Raw genomic sequence first — 19,500 nt, 5'->3', positions numbered from 1 at the left:
GGCACTTCGGCCGAGATATCGGCCTGCATCCGGGATCGGCCCGGGCGCCGATGTTATCGGCCGGCCCGGACCACTCGTCGGGGTTACAGACCGTTGACGATCACGGCATTGCAGTCCGCCGCCGCCTGCCGCAGCGGGATCGCGGCCTGGTATTCCGCGGATTCGTACCACGCGCGCGCGGCCTCCGGGGATTCGAACTCCAGCACCACGGTCTGGGTGGCGGGCCACTCCCCCTCCAGGACCTGCGGTTTCGTATCGACCGCCAGGACTTTCACACCGTTGGCCATCGCCTTTGCGGCCGCCTTACCGTATTCGGCCATACCCGCCGGATCCTTGATCGACTCGGTCACGATGACATAGCCCTTGGCCATCCCGGAACTCCTCACTCACACACGAGAGCCGGACACTCTCGACTCCCCGACGACCATACTCAAAACGGGATTTCCGATTGAGGGAATCCCATATGGTGAAACCGGTCGTTACACTCTCCCACCTGGCTCAGCAGGTCAGGATTTACCGTTACGGCGCAGCAGATGCGGGCGCAGCCGGTTGAAACCGCGGACTCGGACACTGCGCAGATGCCGGATGGTGAACTCCTTCTCCCCTTCCAGTTCCACCGCCGCGCCGTCGTCGACCAGGATCGTGCCCGGGCGGGCGACACCGGTGAGGCGGGCGGCGATATTCACCACCGACCCGTACAGGTCGCCGAAACGCTGCAGCACCGGACCGTATGCGATGGCCACCCGCAATTCCGGGGTGGTACCGACGGTCATGGTGGATTCTTGAATGGCCACGGCGATCCGGGCAGCGGCCAGCGGGGATTCGGCCGCGAACATCACTTCGTCGCCGACATTCTTGATCACCCAGCCCCCGTTCTCGGTGATCGCGGCGGTGGTGGTGGATTCGAACGCCTCCAGCAAGGTGGAGAGCTCGTCGGGATGCAGATGCCGGGTGAGGCGGGTGTAGCCGACCATATCGGCGAACCCGACGGCCAGCGTCCGGGTGGAATCCTGAGTCGGCCCGGTCTCCTCCAGATGCCGGATGAGTGCCGCGTCGAGATGGCGCCGCCAGGCGTAGGACAGCAGGCTCTCCATGAGTTCCACCGTTTCCGCGGTGGCATTGCGGGTGATCGCGTCGGGATCGGCGCCGGGCCCGGCCGCCGCGACCCGCCGATCGATTTCCTCGAGCACCAGATCGACCTGCCATTCGGCCAGTCGCGCCATGGCCTGCCCGATCGTGCGGGCGGTCGCGGCCTGCTGCCGGGATCCGGCAGCGGACAGCACCTCGACCTCGCGGAACCGGTGGATGGCCGCGATATCGGAATCGGTGTAATCCGGTGCGTTGTCGTCCTCGCTGGCCGGGAAACCCAGCGATACCCACAGCCGGCGCGCCAGCTCGGGCGTCACCCCGGCCTTTTCCGCCACCTCCAGGCGGTTGTACCGCCGACTACCGGCGAGCAGGCTCGTCTCCGCCGCCGACCGAACCAGTTCGGACCTCTCCTGCGACCCCATGCGCGCCACATTACGACGCACCGGCGTCCACGCGGGCAAACCGGGCATATCGACCGGTGATCTGCGTCATGCCCCGCGGCGCAGTCTGCCGGCCGGCGATTCGGGAGTGCGCCCTGGCCGGATACAGCGGGCGGCGCCGCGCAGTTCGGCTTAGGTGTCCACGACGGTCGCCGCGAATCGAGGGTCGGCGGGAACGATCAGGCCGCTGACAGGGAACCCCGCCCCCGCCCCGGCGGCCGTGGCCGTGACCTGATCACCGGCAGGTGGGTCGAGGTGCTGGTCTACAACATCCAGACCGAGTGGTCCGAGGCGATGCGGTCACAGCCGATCGCGGTTCCGGCCGGGCGCGGTGCGCGATGAAATACCGGGCAGACGCTATGGCTGCGATGTCGCGGACCGCGGTGAGGTGTATTCCGGGATCGGCGCGGGCGACCGGGTCGGTGAGAGAGCGGGTTGCGTCGACTGCGGTCCCGGTCCGGCGGGCACGGGTGGCGGGGAGTTCCGTACCGCCGGCTGCTGGGGTTGCGGAGTCTCGGCGCGCGGAACTCCGGTGGACTCGGAAGTTTCCACCGACGGGGCCGCCGGCTGCCGTGGGACACCGCCGGGTTCGGTGTGGCCGGTGGTCGGTGCCGGAAGTACAGGGCCGGTAGGAGCGGTGGGCGAAACCGGCGCTCCGGCCGACTCCGGTGCCTGTTCCGGGCGTGTGGTGGGCGTCGCCTGCCCGGGCGGGGCGGTGGACGTACTCGGCGCGGCGGGCAAGGCCGGGACCACCGCGGGTCGTGGAACGGCGGACGGCCGGCCCGAAGCGTCGGGCAGCGGGCGGTCGGTCGGGAGGTTGACGAAGCTCGGGGCGGCCGGATCCAGCGCGAGATGCTGGGGTTTGAGTTCGGTGTCGTTGAGCATCGGCCGGAACGCCAGGGCTTTGGGGGCGTTGGCGGCGAATACGTCGAGGCGGAGGCGGTGGCCGGGTTCGAGCACGGCCTGGGTCGGGATCACCCCGATATCCAGCGCGACCGGCTCACCCGGCGGCACCGGCTGCACACTGTCCAGTGTGATCGGATTGAACGGGGCGGTCAGGTCGCCGTTGGGTGAGCGGGTGCTGCGGGCTTCGTCGATCGCGCGCAGCGAGGCGGTGAGCTGGCCGGTACTCAGCACGGTCGAGGTGCCGTCGGGCGAGACATCGTTCACCGTGACGCTCCAGTAGCCGTCCGCGGCGTCGTGCACGGTGTTGAGATGCACGTTGATCGGACCCGAGATCACGGTCCGTTCGGTGACCTCGGCGCTGGTGAAGGTGAGCGCACCGCGTTCGGCGATCCGGGAATCCTTGGCGCACGCATCGAACGCCGCACCGATCCCGGCCGAACCCTGTGCCATATCCCGCGAGCAGAATGTGGTTATCCCCGGCGCCACGGTGAGCTGCGCCTTGTCCCCCGGCTGTCCGATCAGCGATCCGTCGTGCACGCTCTCGGTACCGGTGCCGCTGGGTGTGCCCGACAGATACACCCGCCGATGCGCCATTCCGGGCTGCGGGAACTGTTCGAGGAAAACCCAGCCGCCACCCTGTTCCCAGACGATCACGGGCCCGTAGTCGACGATGCCGTTGTCGATGTCCTGGAGCCAGTGGTCGAACCACGCTCGTTGCAGGACATCCAACCGCGGCGGAGCGCCGGGCCGCCCCGTCCCGGCGCCCGGATTGGCGTGATAGGTGTCGCCGACGACGAGTTGTTTGTGGCCGGGCTGCAGCGGGATGTCGTTGTAGAGGGCGGTGGCGCTGTTTGCGAAAATATCGTGCCAGCCGCCGTAGACGAAGGTGGGAACGGTGATCTTCGACGGATCGCCCAGGATGCCCTGCCGGAACGGGCTGTTCTCGTCCAGCGCCGCCGCCAGCGTGGGGGGCATTTTGTTCAGCGACGGAGTGAGCAGCGCCTGGGCGAGCAGATCGTAATTGGTCGCGGGGTCGGCCAGCCGGTCGGCGAGCCACTGCCAGTCGAAGGTGCCGTTCAGCATCGACTGCACATCCGGCATGAGTTTGGCCTGGTTCACCTGGTTGAGCCACAGCGGCAGGAAGGTCACCCCCACACCGCCGCCGGGCGCCACCACATCGCGCATGAGATCGCTGCCGGGTTCCACCGGAAAGATGGCCTGTAACGGTTTCGGGGCGTTCTCGGCGGCACGCAACTGATTGATGCCCGAATACGAACCGCCGCTCATCGCGACCCGCCCGTTCGACCACGGTTGCGCCGCCGACCATTCGATCACCTCACGGGTGTCGAGTTGTTCGCGCGCACCGAGGGTGTCCCACAGTCCCTGCGACTGTCCGGTACCGCGCACATCCACCGAGACCACGGTGTATCCGGCGTGCACCAGTTTCCTGTCGAGCCCGAGCACCGTGGCGACGGTACCGCCGTCGAGGGCGTGCAGCAGATCCTCGAAACCGCTGATCGGGGTGCCGGACAGGTTGATCCGGCGCACCAGGTCCATGGTGAACCGCTGCGCTTCGGGGTTGTTCATCGCCGAATCGATCAGGGCCGACATCATTTTCGAGTACGGCGTCATCGTGACGATGGTGGGCCGCGGTTCGGTCTCCACCCGGTCACCCGCGTGGGCGGGGCGGTACACATCGGCTTTCAGCACCACACCGTCGCTCATGGTGATGTGGACATCCTTGTCGATGTGCACCTCGGGGTAGGGCTGCGGGCCGTCGTGGGTGCCGGTCCACTGCTGCGCGAGTTCGGCCGGGGAGGCGGCCGGCGTGGTATCCCGGCTGACCGGGTGCCGGGCGGCCTGCGCTATCACCAGGATCACGGCGAGGGCGACGACGGAGATCGCCGCTGCGGCCGCGAACCCGTGGATCCGGTACAGCCGCATGAACAACCCTCCACCTCATGGTTCCGGTTTCCGCGCACAGTTGCCGCCGACGATAGCAATCAGCTCTCGTCGCAGCGTGTATCGACGCGCGGGTCCGGATACAGGTGGCGGCGGCGGAACTCCGGCGCAGGCCGCCCAGGCATTCAGTCCGCGCGGCGCAACCGCAGGACGAGATCTTTCATCTGATGGCCGGCCGCGGGACGGTTACGGTCGCGTCGTTCGTCCACCTGCACCGTCCACTGGCCGTCGAGCAAGCCGACGATATCGGCGGGTAGGTAGTAGGCGTAGGGATCGAACCGGTGCTGCTGTTCTTCCTGCTCGTGCGGATGCTCTCCCGCAGCGGGGAATTCCGCCGGATCGTGGGCGACGAACAAGAACGTGCCACCCGGTGCGACCGACTCCAGCAGGCCGCGCACGGTGGCGTGGTCGGGTTCGTGCGCGATCGGGAAGTAGTGCGCCGACACCAGATCGAACGATCGGGCGGGCAGTGGCGTCACGGTGATGTCGGCCTGCCGCCACGAGATCTCCGGATGCCCGGCCGACGCGCGTTCGATCGCCACCTCCGAAATATCCACCGCCGTGACCTGCCAGCCGCGCTCGGCCAGCCAGTAGGCGTCCGCACCTTCACCACAGCCGAGATCGAGCGCCTGACCGGGCGCCATTCCGGTGACCTCCGCGACCAGGGCGTCGTTCGGCAGTCCGCTGAATCTCTGCCCGGTCTCGCTGTACATATCATCCCAGAACTGCTGGTCCATCCGTATCTCCTGATCTCTTCGGGGCTTGTCGTCCAGCATCCGGAGACAGTGGCGTCTTGACAAATTTATTTGCCATAACTGCAATAGAGGTATGGATCCGGAGTTCGGCGATGTCATCGATGCGATCGGTCCGCGGCTGCGTGAGCTGCGGCGACGTAACGGCACCACGCTGGCCGCACTGTCCGAGCTCACCGGCATACCGGTGAGCACCCTGTCGCGACTGGAATCGGGCCAGCGCAAACCCAGCCTCGAACTGCTGCTACCCCTGGCCAAGGCCCATCGCGTCCCACTGGACGAACTGGTCGCCGCACCGGAAACCGGCGACCCCCGGGTCAATATCCGCCCGATCACCCGGCACGGACAGACCCTGATTCCACTCACCCGTAAACCCGGCGGCCTGCAGGCCTACAAGCAGATCCTGTCCGGCCGCTCCTGGGCCGAACCCGATCTGCACACCCATGAGGGTTATCACTGGCTCTACGTCCTCAACGGAAAGATGCGCCTGATCCTCGGCGACCGGGATATGGTGCTCACGCCCGGTGAGGTCGCCGAATTCGACACCCACCTCCCCCACTGGTTCGGCAATGCCGACGAGCACCCCGTCGAATACCTGAGCCTGTTCGGACCACAGGGCGAACGGTTCCACATCAAGGCGCGGTATCGCCCGTCGTAATTCCGATACACCTCCTACGCTGGACGAATACGAACCGTTATCGTTCCGTTAGCCAACTTGTCCGTGTCGTTTCCGAAGTCTGCGCGACGGACAGCGAAACATGACTTCCCGGGTTTGCAGGACCGACATATAGCTGTGGTGTATTTCCAACGCTGTTCGAGTAGTCGGTGAATTCCTCGCCGCGTTATCGGCGGTGAAAGCTTTTGTGATCCACCGGCTCTCGACCTGAGCACGGAGGACCGCAATTATGGAGTCAGTACCGCTAGTCCGAAAACGGATGGCCGTCATGGCCGTTCTCGCCGCGGCGGCAGGTTCTGTTCTCTGCACCGCCGCCCCAGCCGAAGCCCGGCCGGTCACAGTGCCCGGTCTCGGTGTTTTCGAAGTTCCCGATCACGTTCCGCTACCGGCCGGAATCCCCGGCATCGCGACCCCGCCCCCCGCCCCGCGATACGAGCCCGCCCCGGGAGACCTCGCGGTCCAGGCGGCGCGCAGCAAGCTCGGCGCCCCGTACGTCTCGGGTGGCACCGGACCCAACACCTTCGACTGCTCCGGACTGGTGAAATGGGCATACCAGCAGGCGGGCGTGGACGTCCCCCGCACCAGCTGGTCCCAGCTGTCCGCCGGCACACCGGTCCCGCTCGACCAGCTACGTGTAGGTGATGTGATCTCCTACAGCGGGGGTGGTCATTCCGCCCTCTACGCCGGTGACGGCCAGGTGATCCACGCCGCGACCAGCACGGTCGAAATCTCACCCATGTCTTATTCGCCCGTGGTCGGAGCACGCCGCTACTGACCCGCGGCCGCGCCGTGGCCCCTCTTCGGCGGCAAGCCCGAACCACAGCACGGGCCCACGACGCACCGATGGACCGCCCCTCCGGGCATATACCGGAGAGGCGGTCCGTCCGGTATCAGAGCCGTTCGATGATGGTGGCGTTCGCCAGCCCGCCCGCTTCACACATGGTCTGCAACCCGTAGCGGCCGCCGGTCTGCTCGAGATGGTTGACCATGGTGGCCAGGATCCGCACACCCGAGGCGCCCAGCGGATGCCCCAGCGCAATCGCCCCGCCACGCGGATTCAGCTTCTCCGGGTCGGCCTTCAGTTCGTGCTGCCACACCAGCGGTACCGGGGCAAATGCCTCGTTCACCTCGTAGGTGTCGATATCGTCGATTTTCAGACCGGCCCGGTCCAGTACTTTCTTCGACGCCGGAACGGGCGCGGTCAGCATGAGCAGCGGATCGTCGCCGAGCACCGCGAACGAATGGAAACGGGCCCGCGGGGTCAGCCCCAGCTTCGCTGCCATCTGCTCGCTCATGATCAGCGCCGCCGACGCGCCGTCGGTGAGCGGTGAGGAGTTACCCGGGGTGATCGACCAGTCGATCTCCGGGAACCGCCGCGTGTACCGCTCGTCGGCGAACGCCGGCTTCAGTCCCGCCAGTTTCTCCGGGGTGGACCCGGCCCGGATGGTTTCGTCCGCGGTGAGCTCGCCGGCGGCCACCAGTTCCCGGTCGAATCCACCCGCCGCCGCGGTCTCGGCTGCCAGCCGGTGCGAACGCGCCGCGAATGCGTCGAGGGTCGCGCGATCGAATTTCCAGCGCGCGGCCAGGATCTCGGCCGCGATCCCCTGCTGCACCAATCCGTCCGGGTACCGGTGTGCGATCGGCCCGCGGTTGGCGTCCTGCCCCTGCGCGTTCGAGAACATGGGCACCCGGCTCATCGACTCCACACCACAGGCGATGGCGATATCGTAGGCACCCGACAGCACGCCTTGTGCCGCGAAATGCGCCGCCTGCTGGCTGGATCCGCACTGCCGGTCCACAGTGGTCGCCGGCACCGATTCGGGGAATCCCGCCGCGAGCACGGCGGTCCGCGAAATATTGAACGCCTGCTCACCACTCTGGGTGACGCACCCACCCACCACATCGTCGACCAGCGCCGGGTCCAGGTCGTTGCGCCGGATCAGTTCCTCGAGCACCCCGGCCAGCAGGGCCGCCGGGTGTACCCCCGACAAACCCCCGCCCACCTTGCCTTTCCCGGACGGCGTGCGAACCACATCGACGATGACCGCGGACTGCATGGGTCCCTCCTGACCTGCTCGGCACGGTCGCTCAAGTCAGTGACCGTTCGAAATTAAGTTAACACGGATTCGCATTCGTTGGCCAGAATCGGTAGCACGCACCAGGTCCGTGCCAGCTCCTCGCGACGCGAGTGCGCGGCCGAATCCGCGAGTGCACCAGTGGAGGCAGAGCGTAGCGAGACCGGCCGCCGAACAGCTCAATCCACATACGGGTCGGTCAAGGATGTCGGCGTTCGGGCAATCTCGAGCACAGCCTCCGGAAATCGCGGACCGGTGACGTAGATACGTGCGCGCGTGCGACCCATCGGCTCCAGGATCCCCCTGCGCGCCAGCTCACGCAGGTCTCGCTGAGCTTGCTGAAGGATGACTGGACGGACAGTAGCCGCCGGAGCGCCGTCGGGGTGTGTCCGAGCTGCTCACGCACAGTCCGGGACAGATGCTTGGTCCGCGAAACCGAGGTTTGCGGCCGGCTCCGCGAGGCCGATCTCGTCGCGGAGAGCCGGTCCACAGCCCACCCCACCCGCACACGGTTGCGGTAGCGCCGGCTCGTGCACTTGGCTGTCGTTCGGCGGTCAACCGAGCTCGTGACTTCCACGAGCATCCGGCCGTGATCCGGGCCGCCGGAATTCCGACCGCAGTGTGCTGGTGGGCGCTCGCGGTCCGCTCGAGGCGGTTGAGCGTGTTCTCCCGGCTCGTTCGGCGGCCGAGACGGGTTCTAGGGCATCGCACGTTGCACCAGTACCGCGCCGATGAGCAGTATCGCCGCCCCGGCCAGCTGCGCCGGTAGCAGCGCTTGCCCGAGCAACAGCCACGCCAGCGCGGCGGCGACGAGCGGTTCCACCATGGCCAGCACACCGGCCAGGGGCGCGGGCAGGTCCCGTAGTGCCCGCAATCCGGCCAGGTACGGCAGCACAGTGCCCGCCACGGCCAGCACCAGCAGCACCACCCAGACGGGGGCGTCCACACTACCCAGCACAGCGGGCATGCTCAGCAGCTCGAATGGCAGCGTCCACGGCGGCGCGACCGCGACCATCACCGCCGCGCCGATCACCAACCCGATCGCGGTCATCCCGAAGGGGTCGTGCCTGCTCGCGCCGTGCTCACCGAGCAGGAAGAACCCGGCCGAGCACGCCGCCGCGCCCAAGCCCGCCGCGACACCCACCGGATCCAGCCGGGCACCGTGCCGAACCTGCGCGATCAGGACCAAACCCGCGAGCGCCAGCCCGAGACCCACCCACACCGGCCCGGGGAGCCGGGTCCCGCGCACGACCCGTACCCACAACGCGACCAGCGCCGGCGCCAGGTTGACCAGCACCATCGCAATGCCCACCGGAACCCGGGCCACCGCTACGAAGAACAACAGTTGCACCCCGGCGACACCGAGCAGCCCGTAGCCGAGCAGAAGCCAGAGATCACCGCGGCCGAACCGCAGCGCCCGCGGCCGCCATACCGCCACCACCAGAACCAGCAGTACGGCAGCCGATCCGATCCGCACCGAAGTCACCGCCGCCGGCGACCAGCCCGCCACCATCACCGCCGCGGCCAGCGGACCGGAACTCGCGAACAACACCCAGGAGAGCAGGCTCAGCTCGGTCGCCCGCGCACGGTCGGGTACTCGCACCACCTTCTCTGCCCCGGCCATACCTGCAGCTTCGCCGAGCGATCGACCGCTCGCCAATCGATATCCGGCAGAAGTCGCCGGTTTACGTCCGGGAGAAGCTCGGAGGGTCGATGGCGCGAACGCCCGAAAGTCCCGGCATCGAGTGTGAGTGCCGAATTCGTCTCGTCTTCGGCAGCAAGTAGGGAATGACCGTCGGAAGCTGCGGGGTCGACGTCGAGCAGCCCTACTGAACCCGCTCCCACCCCCGCCGCTCGCGCCGGGACCCCAGTTCCACATCGCGACTCCGGTAGACGATATAAGGCCTGGTCAGATAGCCGATGGGCATCGAGAACACATGGACCAGCCGGGTGAACGGCCAGAAGGCGAACAGGACCCATGCGGCTATCACGTGGAGTTGGAAGCCGATGGGGGCGGCGAGGATGAGATCGGTGTCGGGGCGGAAGGAGAGCACGGAGCGGAACCAGGGAGAAACCGTGTGACGGTAGTCGTGCGGGTTTCCGGTGGCATTACCGATCACCGTGGTGCCGAAGCCGAGGACGAGGGTGCCGATCAGCAGGACATACATGATCTTGTCGTTGCGGGTGGTCGCGGAGAACACCGGACCCGTGGTACGGCGGCGGTAGATGAGGATGGCGGCGCCGATCAGGGTGGCGGCGCCGGCGAGGACGCCGAGGCCGACGGACAGCGCGTGGTAGACGGGTTCACTGATACCGACGGCTTCGGTCCAGCCTTCGGGGATCAGCAGTCCGACGATATGGCCGATGATCACCAGCAGGATCCCGAAATGGAACAGCGGGCTGCCGAGACGGAGCAGACGGTTCTCGTACAGCTGAGAGGAGCGGGTGGTCCAGCCGAACTTGTCGTAGCGGTAACGCCAGTAGTGGCCGACCAGGAATATGGCGATGGAGGCGTAGGGCAGGGCTACCCAGAGGAGGATGTCGATCGTGGTGAGCTGTTCGCCCGCCGCGGCGTGAAATGTCGTAGTCATCAACGCACCTCCGTGGGTTCGGCTTCGCCGGCGGCGTGGCAGCGTTCGGGGCGACTATCCGGATTGGTGAGCGACATCGGTGCGACGCCTTTGCGGGACGGTCGGGTCGGGGAGGTATTGGGGTGGGGTGAACGGTGCTAGACCGACGGATTCTTCCGGGGGCCCTTCGGCGATGAGGCGGGTGAGGGCATCTTCTTCACGACCGGCCAGGGCGGGAAGCGTCGCGATCACCGAATCGAGCACATCGGCCCACGGCGAACCGGTTTCGTGGAGTCCGCGTCGCATCAGTTCCAGGCCGGCGCGATGTTCGGTGAGCAATCGCAACCCGGTTTCGGCGTGACCGGAGCCGGCGAACTCCAGGACCACGGACAGATGGTCGGGTAGTTCTTCCTCGCTCAACCGGAGCCCGGCGGCTTGATATGCCTGTTTGAAACGCAGCAGCGCCACCCCGCGTTTACGGGTGTCGCCGTAGGCGAAGTAGGTGAGGTAGGGGCTGAAGCGTTTGCGGTGGTCGAAGGTCGCGACATAGTCGGCGGCCAGTTCGAACATGGAGCTGCGCTGCACATGGGCGAGGAACCGGGCGAGTGGATCGCCGACCGGTTGCGGCAGCGTGGCGGCTACCGCGCCGAGCAGGTCCAGGTTGCGGTGCAGCGTTTCGTCCGGGTAGCCGACCAGCAGGGATTGCGCCTGCCAGGCAGCCGACCTGCGGGCCGGGTCGATCTTCACGGTTTTCGTCACGGCCGCTCCGATCCGGACGGATTGCCCTCGGCGGGCGGGAACAGGCCGTCGGGCGCTTTACCGTCCCAGTTGAGCAGATTCACCCGGCCGTGCCCGCGCACCGTGGTCGTTGCGTCGGCGGTCTGCCGGTTGCGCAGCATATGGAAGTTCTCGACGGCGATCGGTGCGGCCCCGCCGGAGCTTTCCCCGAACGGCCCCGACGCGGTCATTCCCGGTCCGCCTTCGTAATCGAGGCTGCATTCGGTGGCGAGTTCTTCCAAACCGTGTGCCTGCTCGGCGTGAGCGGGCGGGATGACGTAGCGCTCATCGTATTTGGCCAGCGCGAGCAGGCGGAACATATCGTAGATCTGTTCACCGGTCATCCCCACCGCCTCGGCTATCCGCTCCCGAGGCTCCCGGCCGAAATTGATATCCCGCATATAACTGCGCATTGCGGCCAGCCGGCGCAGGACATCGGTGACCGGGGCGGGATCGCCGGCGGTGAACAATTGGGCGAGATAGTCGACCGGGATACGCAATGCCTCGATGGCCGCGAAGAGGTTGCCGTAGTCCTCCGCGTCGTGACCGGTATCGCGGACGATATCGACCACCGGCGACAGCGGGGGGATGTACCAGACCATCGGCAGGGTCCGGTATTCCGGATGTAGCGGCAACGCGACCTTGTAGGTGTTGATGAGCGCGTAGATCGGTGACCTGTCCGCGGCTTCCACCCAGTCGTAGGGTATTCCGGCGCGTTCGGCTTCCCGCCGGACCTCCGGATCCGCCGGGTCCAGGAACACATCCCGTTGCGCCTGGTAGAGACCCTGTTCGTCGGGAGTGGCGGCGGCGTCGAGCACCTTGTCCGCGTCGTAGAGCACCAGGCCGATATAGCGCAACCGGCCCACGCAGGTCTCCGCGCAGACGGTGGGCAGCCCCACCTCGATCCGCGGAAAGCAGAAGGTGCATTTCTCGGCTTTTCCGGTGCGGTGGTTGAAGTACACCTTCTTGTAGGGGCAGCCGGAGACACACATCCGCCAGCCGCGGCAGCGGTCCTGATCGACCAGGACGATGCCGTCCTCGCTGCGCTTGTAGATGGCACCGGAGGGGCATGACGCCGCGCACGACGGGTTCAGGCAGTGCTCGCAGATCCGGGGCAGGTAGAACATGAAGGTCTGCTCGAATTCGAACCGGACCTTTTCGGCGAGTTTGCCCAGCAGCGGGTCGCGGTCACCGTATTCGGTGGCACCACCGAGGTCGTCGTCCCAGTTCGCCGACCATTCGATTTTCGTATCCTTACCGGTGATCAGCGATTTCGGCCGGGCCACCGGGGTGTGCCGCTGGGCGGGGGCGGTGGTGAGGTTCTCGTAGTCGTAGGTCCAGGGTTCGTAGTAGTCGCCGAGTTCGGGCAGGATCGGATTGCTGAAGATGGTGAACAATTTCCGCCAACGGCCGCCCCCTTTGAGCTTCAGGTTTCCGCGACGGTTCAGCTCCCAGCCACCCCGCCATTTCTCCTGGTCCTCATAAGTGCGCGGATATCCCTGCCCGGGGCGGGTTTCCACATTGTTGAACCAGACGTATTCGACACCGGACCGGTTGGTCCACGCCTGCTTACAGGTCACCGAACAGGTATGGCAGCCGATACATTTGTCGAGATTCATCACCATCGCCATCTGCGCCATGACCCGCATCAGTAACTCACCTCCTGTCCGCGACGACGGATCACCGTCACCTCGTCGCGTTGATTTCCGGTGGGACCGAGATAGTTGAACGCGAAGCTGAGCTGGGCGTAGCCGCCGATGAGGTGGCTGGGTTTTATCAACAGGCGGGTGAGGGAGTTGTGGATACCGCCGCGCTGCCCGGAGGTTTCGCTGATCGGGACGTCGATCAGCCGGTCCTGGGCGTGATACATGTACACCGTGCCGGCCGGCATCCGATGCGAGACCACGGCCCGCGCCACCACCACGCCGTTACGGTTGACCGCCTCGACCCATTCGTTGTCCGCGACCTCGATCTTCGCCGCGTCCTGCGGCGACATCCAGATCGTCGGACCGCCCCGGGACAGGCTCAGCATGAACAGGTTGTCCTGGTATTCGGAGTGGATGGACCATTTGCTGTGCGGTGTGAGGTAGCGGACGGTGACGCCGAGCTCGCCCACCGAGCCGATACCCGGTTCACCGAACAGTGCCGCCATGTTCAACGGGGGACGATAGACGGGCAGTCCCTCGCCCAGTTCGGACATCCAGTCGTGGTCGAGATAGAAATGCTGGCGGCCGGTGAGCGTATGCCACGGTTTACGGCGTTCGACATTGATGGTGAACGGTGAATACCGGCGGCCGCCGGACTCTGATCCCGACCATTCCGGCGAGGTGATCACCGGTACCGGCGCGGCCTGGGTATCGGCGAAGGTGATGCGTTTGCCCTCGTGTTCGGCGGCCAGATCGGCCAGCCGCACACCGGTGCGCTGTTCCAAGGAGCGGAAGCCCTCGGTGGCCAGGCGGCCGTTGGTGGTGCCCGACAACGCCAGAATCGCCTCGGCGGCCTGGATCCCGCGCCGCAGCGACGGCCGGCCGTCGGCGGGGCCGCCGCGGATCATGCCGTTCTTGTGCCGTAGATAGTCGACTTCCGGGGCGAGGTCGAAGGTGACACCCTTGGTGGTGGCCCCGAGCTTCTCCGCGAGCGGCCCCAGGGCACGCATCTTGGCGCCGACAGCACCGTAATCACGTTCGACAACAACGAGTTTCGGCATGGTCACACCGGGGACCGGTTCGGCCTCGCCGTACTTCCAATCCGCGACCCGGCCGTGCGGAGTCGCGAGTTCGTCGGGGGTGTCGTGCAGCAGGGGCACCGCCACCACATCCTTGCGGACCCCCAGCCGCGGTCCCGCCAGCTCGCTGAACTTCTCGGCGATCGCCTGGAAGGCATCCCAGTCGCTGCGGGTCTGCCAGGGCGGCGCGATGGCCGGGTTGAACGAATGCACGAACGGGTGCATATCGGTGGTGTTGAGGTCGTGCTTCTCATACCAGGTGGCGGCGGGCAGCACGATATCGGAGAACAGGGTGGTACTGGTCATCCGGAAATCCAGGGTGAGCAGCAGATCGAGTTTGCCGCGCGGCGCTTCGGGCCGCCACACCACATCACGGGGCCGGGCGCCGGCCGGGGTGGGCGAGGCGCGTAGCGAGGATTCGGTGCCGAGCAGATGTTCCAGGAAGTATTCGTTGCCTTTCGCCGACGACCCGAGCAGATTCGCCCGCCACACGCTCAGCACGCGCGGGAAGTTCTCCGGCGCGTCCGGATCCTCGCAAGCGAACCGCATCCGCCCGGCCCGCAGTTCGGAAACCACATAACCGGCCAGCGATCCGCCGTCGGCCTCGGCTGCGTCGACCAGGTCGAGCGGATTGCGATCGAAGGTCGGATAGGAGGGCATCCAGCCCAGGCGGGCCGCCTGCGCGATCACATCTGCGGTGGTCATATCGGCCAGGCGACCGCCGCCGTGCGCGGCCGAGAGGGTGTCGGCACCGAACCAGTCGTAACGGAACTGGTCGGAATGCAGGTACCAGTAGGCGGTCTGGATCATCTGCCGCGGCGGGCGCGACCAGTCCAGCGCCGACGCCAGCTGGGTCCACCCGGTCACCGGCCGGCATTTCTCCTGACCCACGTAGTGCGCCCATCCGCCACCGTTGACGCCCTGGCAGCCGGTGATCGTGGTCAGTGTGAGAAAGGCCCGGTAGATGGTGTCGGAATGGAACCAGTGGTTGGTACCGGCGCCCATCACGATCATCGAACGGCCGTGGCTCTCCTCGGCATTGGTGGCGAATTCGCGCGCGATCCGCAGCACCGCGGCCGCCGGAACCCCGGTGATCGACTCCTGCCAGGCCGGGGTGTAGGGCTGGGCGGGGTCGTCGTAGTCGACCGGCCACAGGCCCGGCAGGCCGTCGCGGTGCACCCCGTACTGCGCCAGCAGCAGATCGAAAACCGTGGTGACCAGATGCCCGTTCACCCGGCGCACCGGGACTCCACGCTGCACGGTCGCGCCTTCGCCGCCCGCGGTGTCGAAGCGCGGCATCAATACGGTGACCGCGTGGTCACCCAGCAGAGTGACCTGCGGCCGGACCCCTTCGAGATCCAGATTCCAGCGGCCGGCCCCGGTTTCACCGAAGCGATAACCGAGGGATCCGTTCGGCACCACCGGCGTGCCCTCGGCATCGAGGACGACTGTTTTGAATGCCGCGTTCTCGGTTCCGAGGTATTCGTCGAGATCGGCAGCGGTCAGGAACTTTCCCGGTAGATAACCGCTGTCGCCCTCCTCCAGCCGCACCAGGAACGGCAGATCCGTGAACTGCCGGATATAACTGGCGAAGTAGGGCACTTCCCGCTCGACGAAGTATTCCCGCAGCACCACATGCCCCATCGCCATCGCCAGGGCGCCGTCGGTGCCGGGATGCGGGGCCAGCCATTCGTCGGCGAATTTCACGTTGTCCGCGTAATCCGGCGATACCGCGACGACCTTCTGGCCCCGGTACCGGGCCTCGGCCATCCAGTGGGCATCCGGGGTGCGGGTCACCGGCAGATTCGACCCCCACATGATCAGATAGCCGGCGTCCCACCAGTCCCCCGACTCCGGAACATCGGTCTGATCGCCGAACATCTGCGGCGACGCGACCGGCAGGTCGGCATACCAGTCGTAGAACGACAGCATCGCCCCGCCGATCAGCGAAACGAACCGTGCCCCCGAAGCATGCGAAACCATCGACATCGCCGGGATCGGCGAGAAGCCCGCGATACGGTCCGGGCCGTACCGCTCGATGGTGTGGATATGTGCGGCGGCGATCATCTCGGTCGCCTCGTCCCAGGTCGCGCGGACCAGGCCACCTTTGCCGCGCGCGGCCTTGTAGCGGCGGGCAGATTCCGGATCCTCCACGATCGCTGCCCAGGCCCGCACCGGATCACCGATGGTGTTCTTCGCCGCCCGGTACATCTCCAGCAGGACCCCGCGGATATACGGATACCGCACGCGGGTCGGCGAATAGGTGTACCAGGAGAACGCCGCGCCACGTGGGCAACCACGCGGTTCGTATTCCGGTTTGTCCGGGCCCACCGACGGATAATCGGTCTGCTGCGTTTCCCAGGTGATGATCCCGTCCTTGACGTAGATCTTCCAGGAACACGACCCCGTGCAGTTCACCCCGTGCGTCGACCGCACCACTTTGTCGTGACTCCAGCGGTCGCGATAGAACTCGTCCGCCTGCCGCCCGCCGGACTCGTACATCGACCGCCGGTCCGGGGAGACCTCGGCGCGGGTGAAGAACCGCCGAGTGCCCACCAGCGCGTCGGTGAGTTCGCCGTCGAGGCGCGCCCCGCCGGAGCCGCGGCGACCCCGGGTCATCGGCACTCCTTCGAAACAGGTGCGTGCTGTTCGCGAATGCCGTGGCGGTATCGCATCATCGGTACTCCTTCTGCATCGTCGATCCGGACGGCTCAGCCGCGCTGCCGGGCCACCTCGCGGCGGACGACCGTGAGAGTGAACACCAGCGCGGCCAGCGCGACCGCGGCCAGCGCCAGCAGCCCCGGGCCGTAATCGGAGGTCGATTCGTAGATGGCGCCCATCACCAGCGGTGGAACGAAACCGCCCAGACCGCCCGCGGCGCCCACGAATCCGGTGATGGCGCCGACCTTGCCGGGCGGCGCGATCTGCGCGACCAGCCCGAAGGTCGCCCCGCTGCCGGCGCCGAGGGCCGCGGCCAGGACCAGGAACGCGATGGTGCCGACCGGCATCAGGTCCGGGGTGGTGGCCTGTACGGCGGCGGCGGCGACCACGAAACCGAGGGTGGTCGCGAGGACGACCGGGCCGTTGAACCGGTCGACCAGCCAGCCGCCGACCGGCCGCATGATGACCGCGAGCAGGACGAACCCGGCCATCCTGTTGGCCGCGTCCGCCTGGGAGAGGTCATAGGCGGTGCGCAGATACGACGGCAGGTACACCGAGAACGCCACGAAACCGCCGAACGCCACGGCGTACAACGCCGAGGCCTCCCAGGTGGCGGGCAGGCGCATGGTCTGCTTCAGCCGGGTGGTCATCGATTCGGTGGGCGCGGTACGACCGGGGGCGTCGCGCAGCAGGAACCAGGCGACGATCGCGTAGCCGGCCAGCGCCGCGGCGCACAGCAGGAAAGGGGTCGCGGTATCGCCCATATCGACCAGTTGCACGGTGGTGAGGGCGCTGATGGCGGTACCGCCCATTCCCATCCCGTACACCCCGATCGCCAGACCCTGCTGCTCCGGCGGGAACCAGCGGCTCACGAACGGCACCCCCACCGCGAACACCGTGCCGCCGATACCGAGGAAGAACCCACCGATGAGCAAGGCCTCCAGCGCCGAATGGCCGACCAGGCCCAAGAACAGCACCGGTACCACGGTGATCAGCGAAACCACCGGGAACATCAGCCGTCCGCCGTAACGATCGGCCAGCGCCCCGACAGGTATCCGGCCCAGCGATCCGACGATCACCGGCACCGCCACCACCAGCGACTCCTGGAACGAATTGAGCCCCAGTTCCTCGCGTAACCGCGGCGCCAGCGGGCTGAGCAGGGCCCAGGCCCAGAAGTTGAGCGCGAAACCCACGGTCGCCAGGACCAGCATCAGGGTGCGTCCACCGGTCATGGTGTGGTCACCGGCCAGCGTGCGGCCGGCGTTCAGCGGAGTCGAAGAGGCCACCATTACTCCCGAGGAGGTCTGTCCGGCAAACTCTTTGCGCCCAGTCCACAAACCGCTCGACGGGCGATTTCGGTCCAACGCGACCGGGACCGCGACCACGTCCCGTGCCGCCGTGTTGCGCTATCGGTGTCTCACGGCCGTACGGTGACTCCGCCTGCTCGATACCGGGCCGGCTCCCGTAGCGCGGCCGGACAGAACAGGCGGAACCGGGACCCGGCAACAACCGAGCGATTCCATCGGCCGCCTTCACACGGCCTGGGCGAAAGCGGCGGCCCGCCTTATTCTGCCCGCAAGATTGCGAAGTGGTCGGTCCATCCGGGATTCCGGGAGTTTCGTGATCACACAGGGCGCGGTGGGTCCGGCCGCCGTATCCGTCGTACGCCGGTGCGTCATCCCTCGCTCGGCGAGGCCGGCAGCGCGGACCGGCCGGATCCCGGTCCCTGGCGACCCCCGCCCTACTCCTACGCTCGACCGGTGGATATCGACTGGCCCGAGCTGCGCGCCCGCTGCCTGCTCACCGAAGACGAGGCGATTCTGGCGCTGAACAAACCCGCCGGGATCTCGGTCACCGGGGAGCGGCACGACACCGATATCGTCGCCGCCGCCGAGGCCACGGGCGAGAAGCTCTACCCGGTGCACCGGATAGACAAGGTCACTTCCGGCCTGGTGCTACTGGCCCGGCAGCTTCCGGCGCACGGGCAGCTGACCCGCCAGTTCAACAAGCAGACCGCCGAGAAGACGTATCTGGCCGTTGTCGCCGCCGGGCCGGAACCACTACCCGAGCGCGGGGTCGTCGAACTACCGCTCAGCGTCGGCCGGAAGAACCGGGTCCGGGTGGCCGCACCCCGCGAAACGATCCAGCGCACCGGCGACCGCTGGTTCGTCGCCGACGCCGACCTGCTGAACACGAAGAACTACCCCTCCCGCACCGAGTTCACCGTCGTGGCCCGGTACCACGACCACACCGTCGTGGCCCTGTATCCGATCACCGGCCGCCGGCATCAGCTACGCGTACACCTGGCCTGGATCGGCTACCCCATCGCCGGCGACCCCCTGTTCGACCGCACCGGCACCCACCCCCGCACCCATCTGCACTCGTGGCGGCTGCGCCTCACCGCCGACTGGCGGCCCGACGGTCGGCTCGACCTGGAAGCGCCGCCCGACGCCGGCTTCTGGGGCCCGCTCGCCTCCCCACCCGCCACCCTCCCTGTCTGACTGCTCGTGGGCCGACGGTATATGCCGGGCCCCACCTCCGGCATCTACCCCCGGACTGCCCGGCCGACAACTCACCCGGAATCGCGGTGCAACCCCGGGCTCCGCCGTCCGGGCAGGTTCGATGATCGGACAATCGCGAGGCACTCGCGCACAGCCGTCCTCACGAACCGGGCGTGGGCCCCGGCAGGCACAGGTCATTCGACGACCTGTTCAGTCCCGGGACCATACACACAGGGACCAGTAGTGGCGTGCCTCATATCCCCGCCGTTGCCGCTGGCCAACTGCCCTAAGCTGGGTGGAGTGACATCGGCGCACGGAACCACCGTGGTGCCGAGATCAGTGAGGCCCTCGGAAGGGTTTCGGCCG

General features: G+C 67.2%; 14 protein-coding genes. 3 read left to right on the top strand and 11 right to left on the bottom strand.

The window, feature by feature from the left end; translation table 11 throughout:
• Positions 1–83: 83 nt before the first annotated feature.
• The 4 genes from QH195_RS32580 to QH195_RS32565 form a co-directional block, all read right to left on the bottom strand.
• Positions 84–371 (bottom strand): DUF1330 domain-containing protein, encoded by a 288-nt coding sequence (locus QH195_RS32580; RefSeq protein WP_280421698.1) that lies wholly within the window; start codon positions 369–371, stop codon positions 84–86.
• A gap of 135 nt (positions 372–506) precedes the next feature.
• Positions 507–1,511 (bottom strand): adenylate/guanylate cyclase domain-containing protein, encoded by a 1,005-nt coding sequence (locus tag QH195_RS32575; RefSeq protein ID WP_280421699.1) that lies wholly within the window; start codon positions 1,509–1,511, stop codon positions 507–509.
• A 375-nt stretch (positions 1,512–1,886) separates the two neighbouring features.
• Positions 1,887–4,379 carry a CocE/NonD family hydrolase gene (locus QH195_RS32570; RefSeq protein ID WP_348536820.1) on the bottom strand — a complete coding sequence of 831 codons (2,493 nt, stop codon included), beginning with the start codon at positions 4,377–4,379 and terminating at the stop codon, positions 1,887–1,889.
• A 143-nt stretch (positions 4,380–4,522) separates the two neighbouring features.
• Positions 4,523–5,134, bottom strand: coding sequence for a class I SAM-dependent methyltransferase (locus QH195_RS32565; protein WP_280438216.1), 612 nt, complete (start codon positions 5,132–5,134; stop codon positions 4,523–4,525).
• A 91-nt stretch (positions 5,135–5,225) separates the two neighbouring features.
• Between QH195_RS32565 and QH195_RS32560 the strand changes: the two genes are divergently transcribed.
• Positions 5,226–5,807 (top strand): helix-turn-helix domain-containing protein, encoded by a 582-nt coding sequence (locus QH195_RS32560; protein ID WP_033244170.1) that lies wholly within the window; start codon positions 5,226–5,228, stop codon positions 5,805–5,807.
• 286 nt (positions 5,808–6,093) lie between these two features.
• The gene (locus QH195_RS32555) at positions 6,094–6,600 is read left to right on the top strand and encodes a C40 family peptidase (protein WP_280421701.1); all 507 of its coding nucleotides are present in this window, start codon (positions 6,094–6,096) and stop codon (positions 6,598–6,600) included.
• 115 nt (positions 6,601–6,715) lie between these two features.
• Here QH195_RS32555 and QH195_RS32550 read toward each other — a convergent pair whose 3' ends face one another.
• From QH195_RS32550 to QH195_RS32520, 7 genes are all read right to left on the bottom strand, one after another.
• Positions 6,716–7,882 carry a thiolase family protein gene (locus tag QH195_RS32550; protein WP_280438215.1) on the bottom strand — a complete coding sequence of 389 codons (1,167 nt, stop codon included), beginning with the start codon at positions 7,880–7,882 and terminating at the stop codon, positions 6,716–6,718.
• Positions 7,883–8,597: 715 nt separating this feature from the next.
• Entirely contained in the window at positions 8,598–9,524 is a 927-nt protein-coding gene (locus QH195_RS32545; RefSeq protein ID WP_280438214.1) for an EamA family transporter, read from the bottom strand.
• 202 nt (positions 9,525–9,726) lie between these two features.
• Positions 9,727–10,491, bottom strand: coding sequence for a respiratory nitrate reductase subunit gamma (gene narI / locus QH195_RS32540; RefSeq protein ID WP_280438213.1), 765 nt, complete (start codon positions 10,489–10,491; stop codon positions 9,727–9,729).
• Between the two features lie 54 nt (positions 10,492–10,545).
• Positions 10,546–11,229 (bottom strand): nitrate reductase molybdenum cofactor assembly chaperone, encoded by a 684-nt coding sequence (gene narJ / locus QH195_RS32535; RefSeq protein WP_280438212.1) that lies wholly within the window; start codon positions 11,227–11,229, stop codon positions 10,546–10,548.
• Positions 11,226–12,896: a nitrate reductase subunit beta gene (narH, locus tag QH195_RS32530; RefSeq protein ID WP_280438211.1), complete on the bottom strand. Its 1,671-nt coding sequence runs from the start codon at positions 12,894–12,896 to the stop codon at positions 11,226–11,228. The genes narJ and narH overlap by 4 nt, the downstream gene beginning before the upstream one ends.
• Positions 12,896–16,591, bottom strand: coding sequence for a nitrate reductase subunit alpha (locus QH195_RS32525; RefSeq protein WP_280438210.1), 3,696 nt, complete (start codon positions 16,589–16,591; stop codon positions 12,896–12,898). The genes narH and QH195_RS32525 overlap by 1 nt, the downstream gene beginning before the upstream one ends.
• 92 nt (positions 16,592–16,683) lie before the next feature.
• The gene (locus tag QH195_RS32520) at positions 16,684–17,919 is read right to left on the bottom strand and encodes an MFS transporter (protein ID WP_280438209.1); all 1,236 of its coding nucleotides are present in this window, start codon (positions 17,917–17,919) and stop codon (positions 16,684–16,686) included.
• 474 nt (positions 17,920–18,393) lie between these two features.
• On the opposite strand from QH195_RS32520, the gene QH195_RS32515 reads away from it, so the two are divergent.
• On the top strand, positions 18,394–19,134 hold the full coding sequence (locus QH195_RS32515) for an RluA family pseudouridine synthase (protein WP_280438208.1): 741 nt from the start codon (positions 18,394–18,396) through the stop codon (positions 19,132–19,134).
• The last annotated feature ends 366 nt before the right edge of the window (positions 19,135–19,500 follow it).

Source organism: Nocardia carnea (assembly GCF_029868855.1).
Taxonomy (GTDB): Bacteria; Actinomycetota; Actinomycetes; order Mycobacteriales; family Mycobacteriaceae; genus Nocardia; species Nocardia carnea_A.
Note: the sequence above shows the minus strand (reverse complement) of the source record. Positions and strands in the feature narration are given on the sequence as shown.

Coding starts and splice junctions, on each gene's coding strand:
- QH195_RS32580 (WP_280421698.1), bottom strand. CDS start 371: ATGGCCAAGGGCTATGTCATCGTGACCGAGTCGATCAAGGATCCGGCG.
- QH195_RS32575 (WP_280421699.1), bottom strand. CDS start 1,511: ATGGGGTCGCAGGAGAGGTCCGAACTGGTTCGGTCGGCGGCGGAGACG.
- QH195_RS32570 (WP_348536820.1), bottom strand. CDS start 4,379: ATGCGGCTGTACCGGATCCACGGGTTCGCGGCCGCAGCGGCGATCTCC.
- QH195_RS32565 (WP_280438216.1), bottom strand. CDS start 5,134: ATGGACCAGCAGTTCTGGGATGATATGTACAGCGAGACCGGGCAGAGA.
- QH195_RS32560 (WP_033244170.1), top strand. CDS start 5,226: ATGGATCCGGAGTTCGGCGATGTCATCGATGCGATCGGTCCGCGGCTG.
- QH195_RS32555 (WP_280421701.1), top strand. CDS start 6,094: ATGGCCGTTCTCGCCGCGGCGGCAGGTTCTGTTCTCTGCACCGCCGCC.
- QH195_RS32550 (WP_280438215.1), bottom strand. CDS start 7,882: ATGCAGTCCGCGGTCATCGTCGATGTGGTTCGCACGCCGTCCGGGAAA.
- QH195_RS32545 (WP_280438214.1), bottom strand. CDS start 9,524: ATGGCCGGGGCAGAGAAGGTGGTGCGAGTACCCGACCGTGCGCGGGCG.
- narI (WP_280438213.1), bottom strand. CDS start 10,491: ATGACTACGACATTTCACGCCGCGGCGGGCGAACAGCTCACCACGATC.
- narH (WP_280438211.1), bottom strand. CDS start 12,896: ATGCGGGTCATGGCGCAGATGGCGATGGTGATGAATCTCGACAAATGT.
- QH195_RS32525 (WP_280438210.1), bottom strand. CDS start 16,591: ATGACCCGGGGTCGCCGCGGCTCCGGCGGGGCGCGCCTCGACGGCGAA.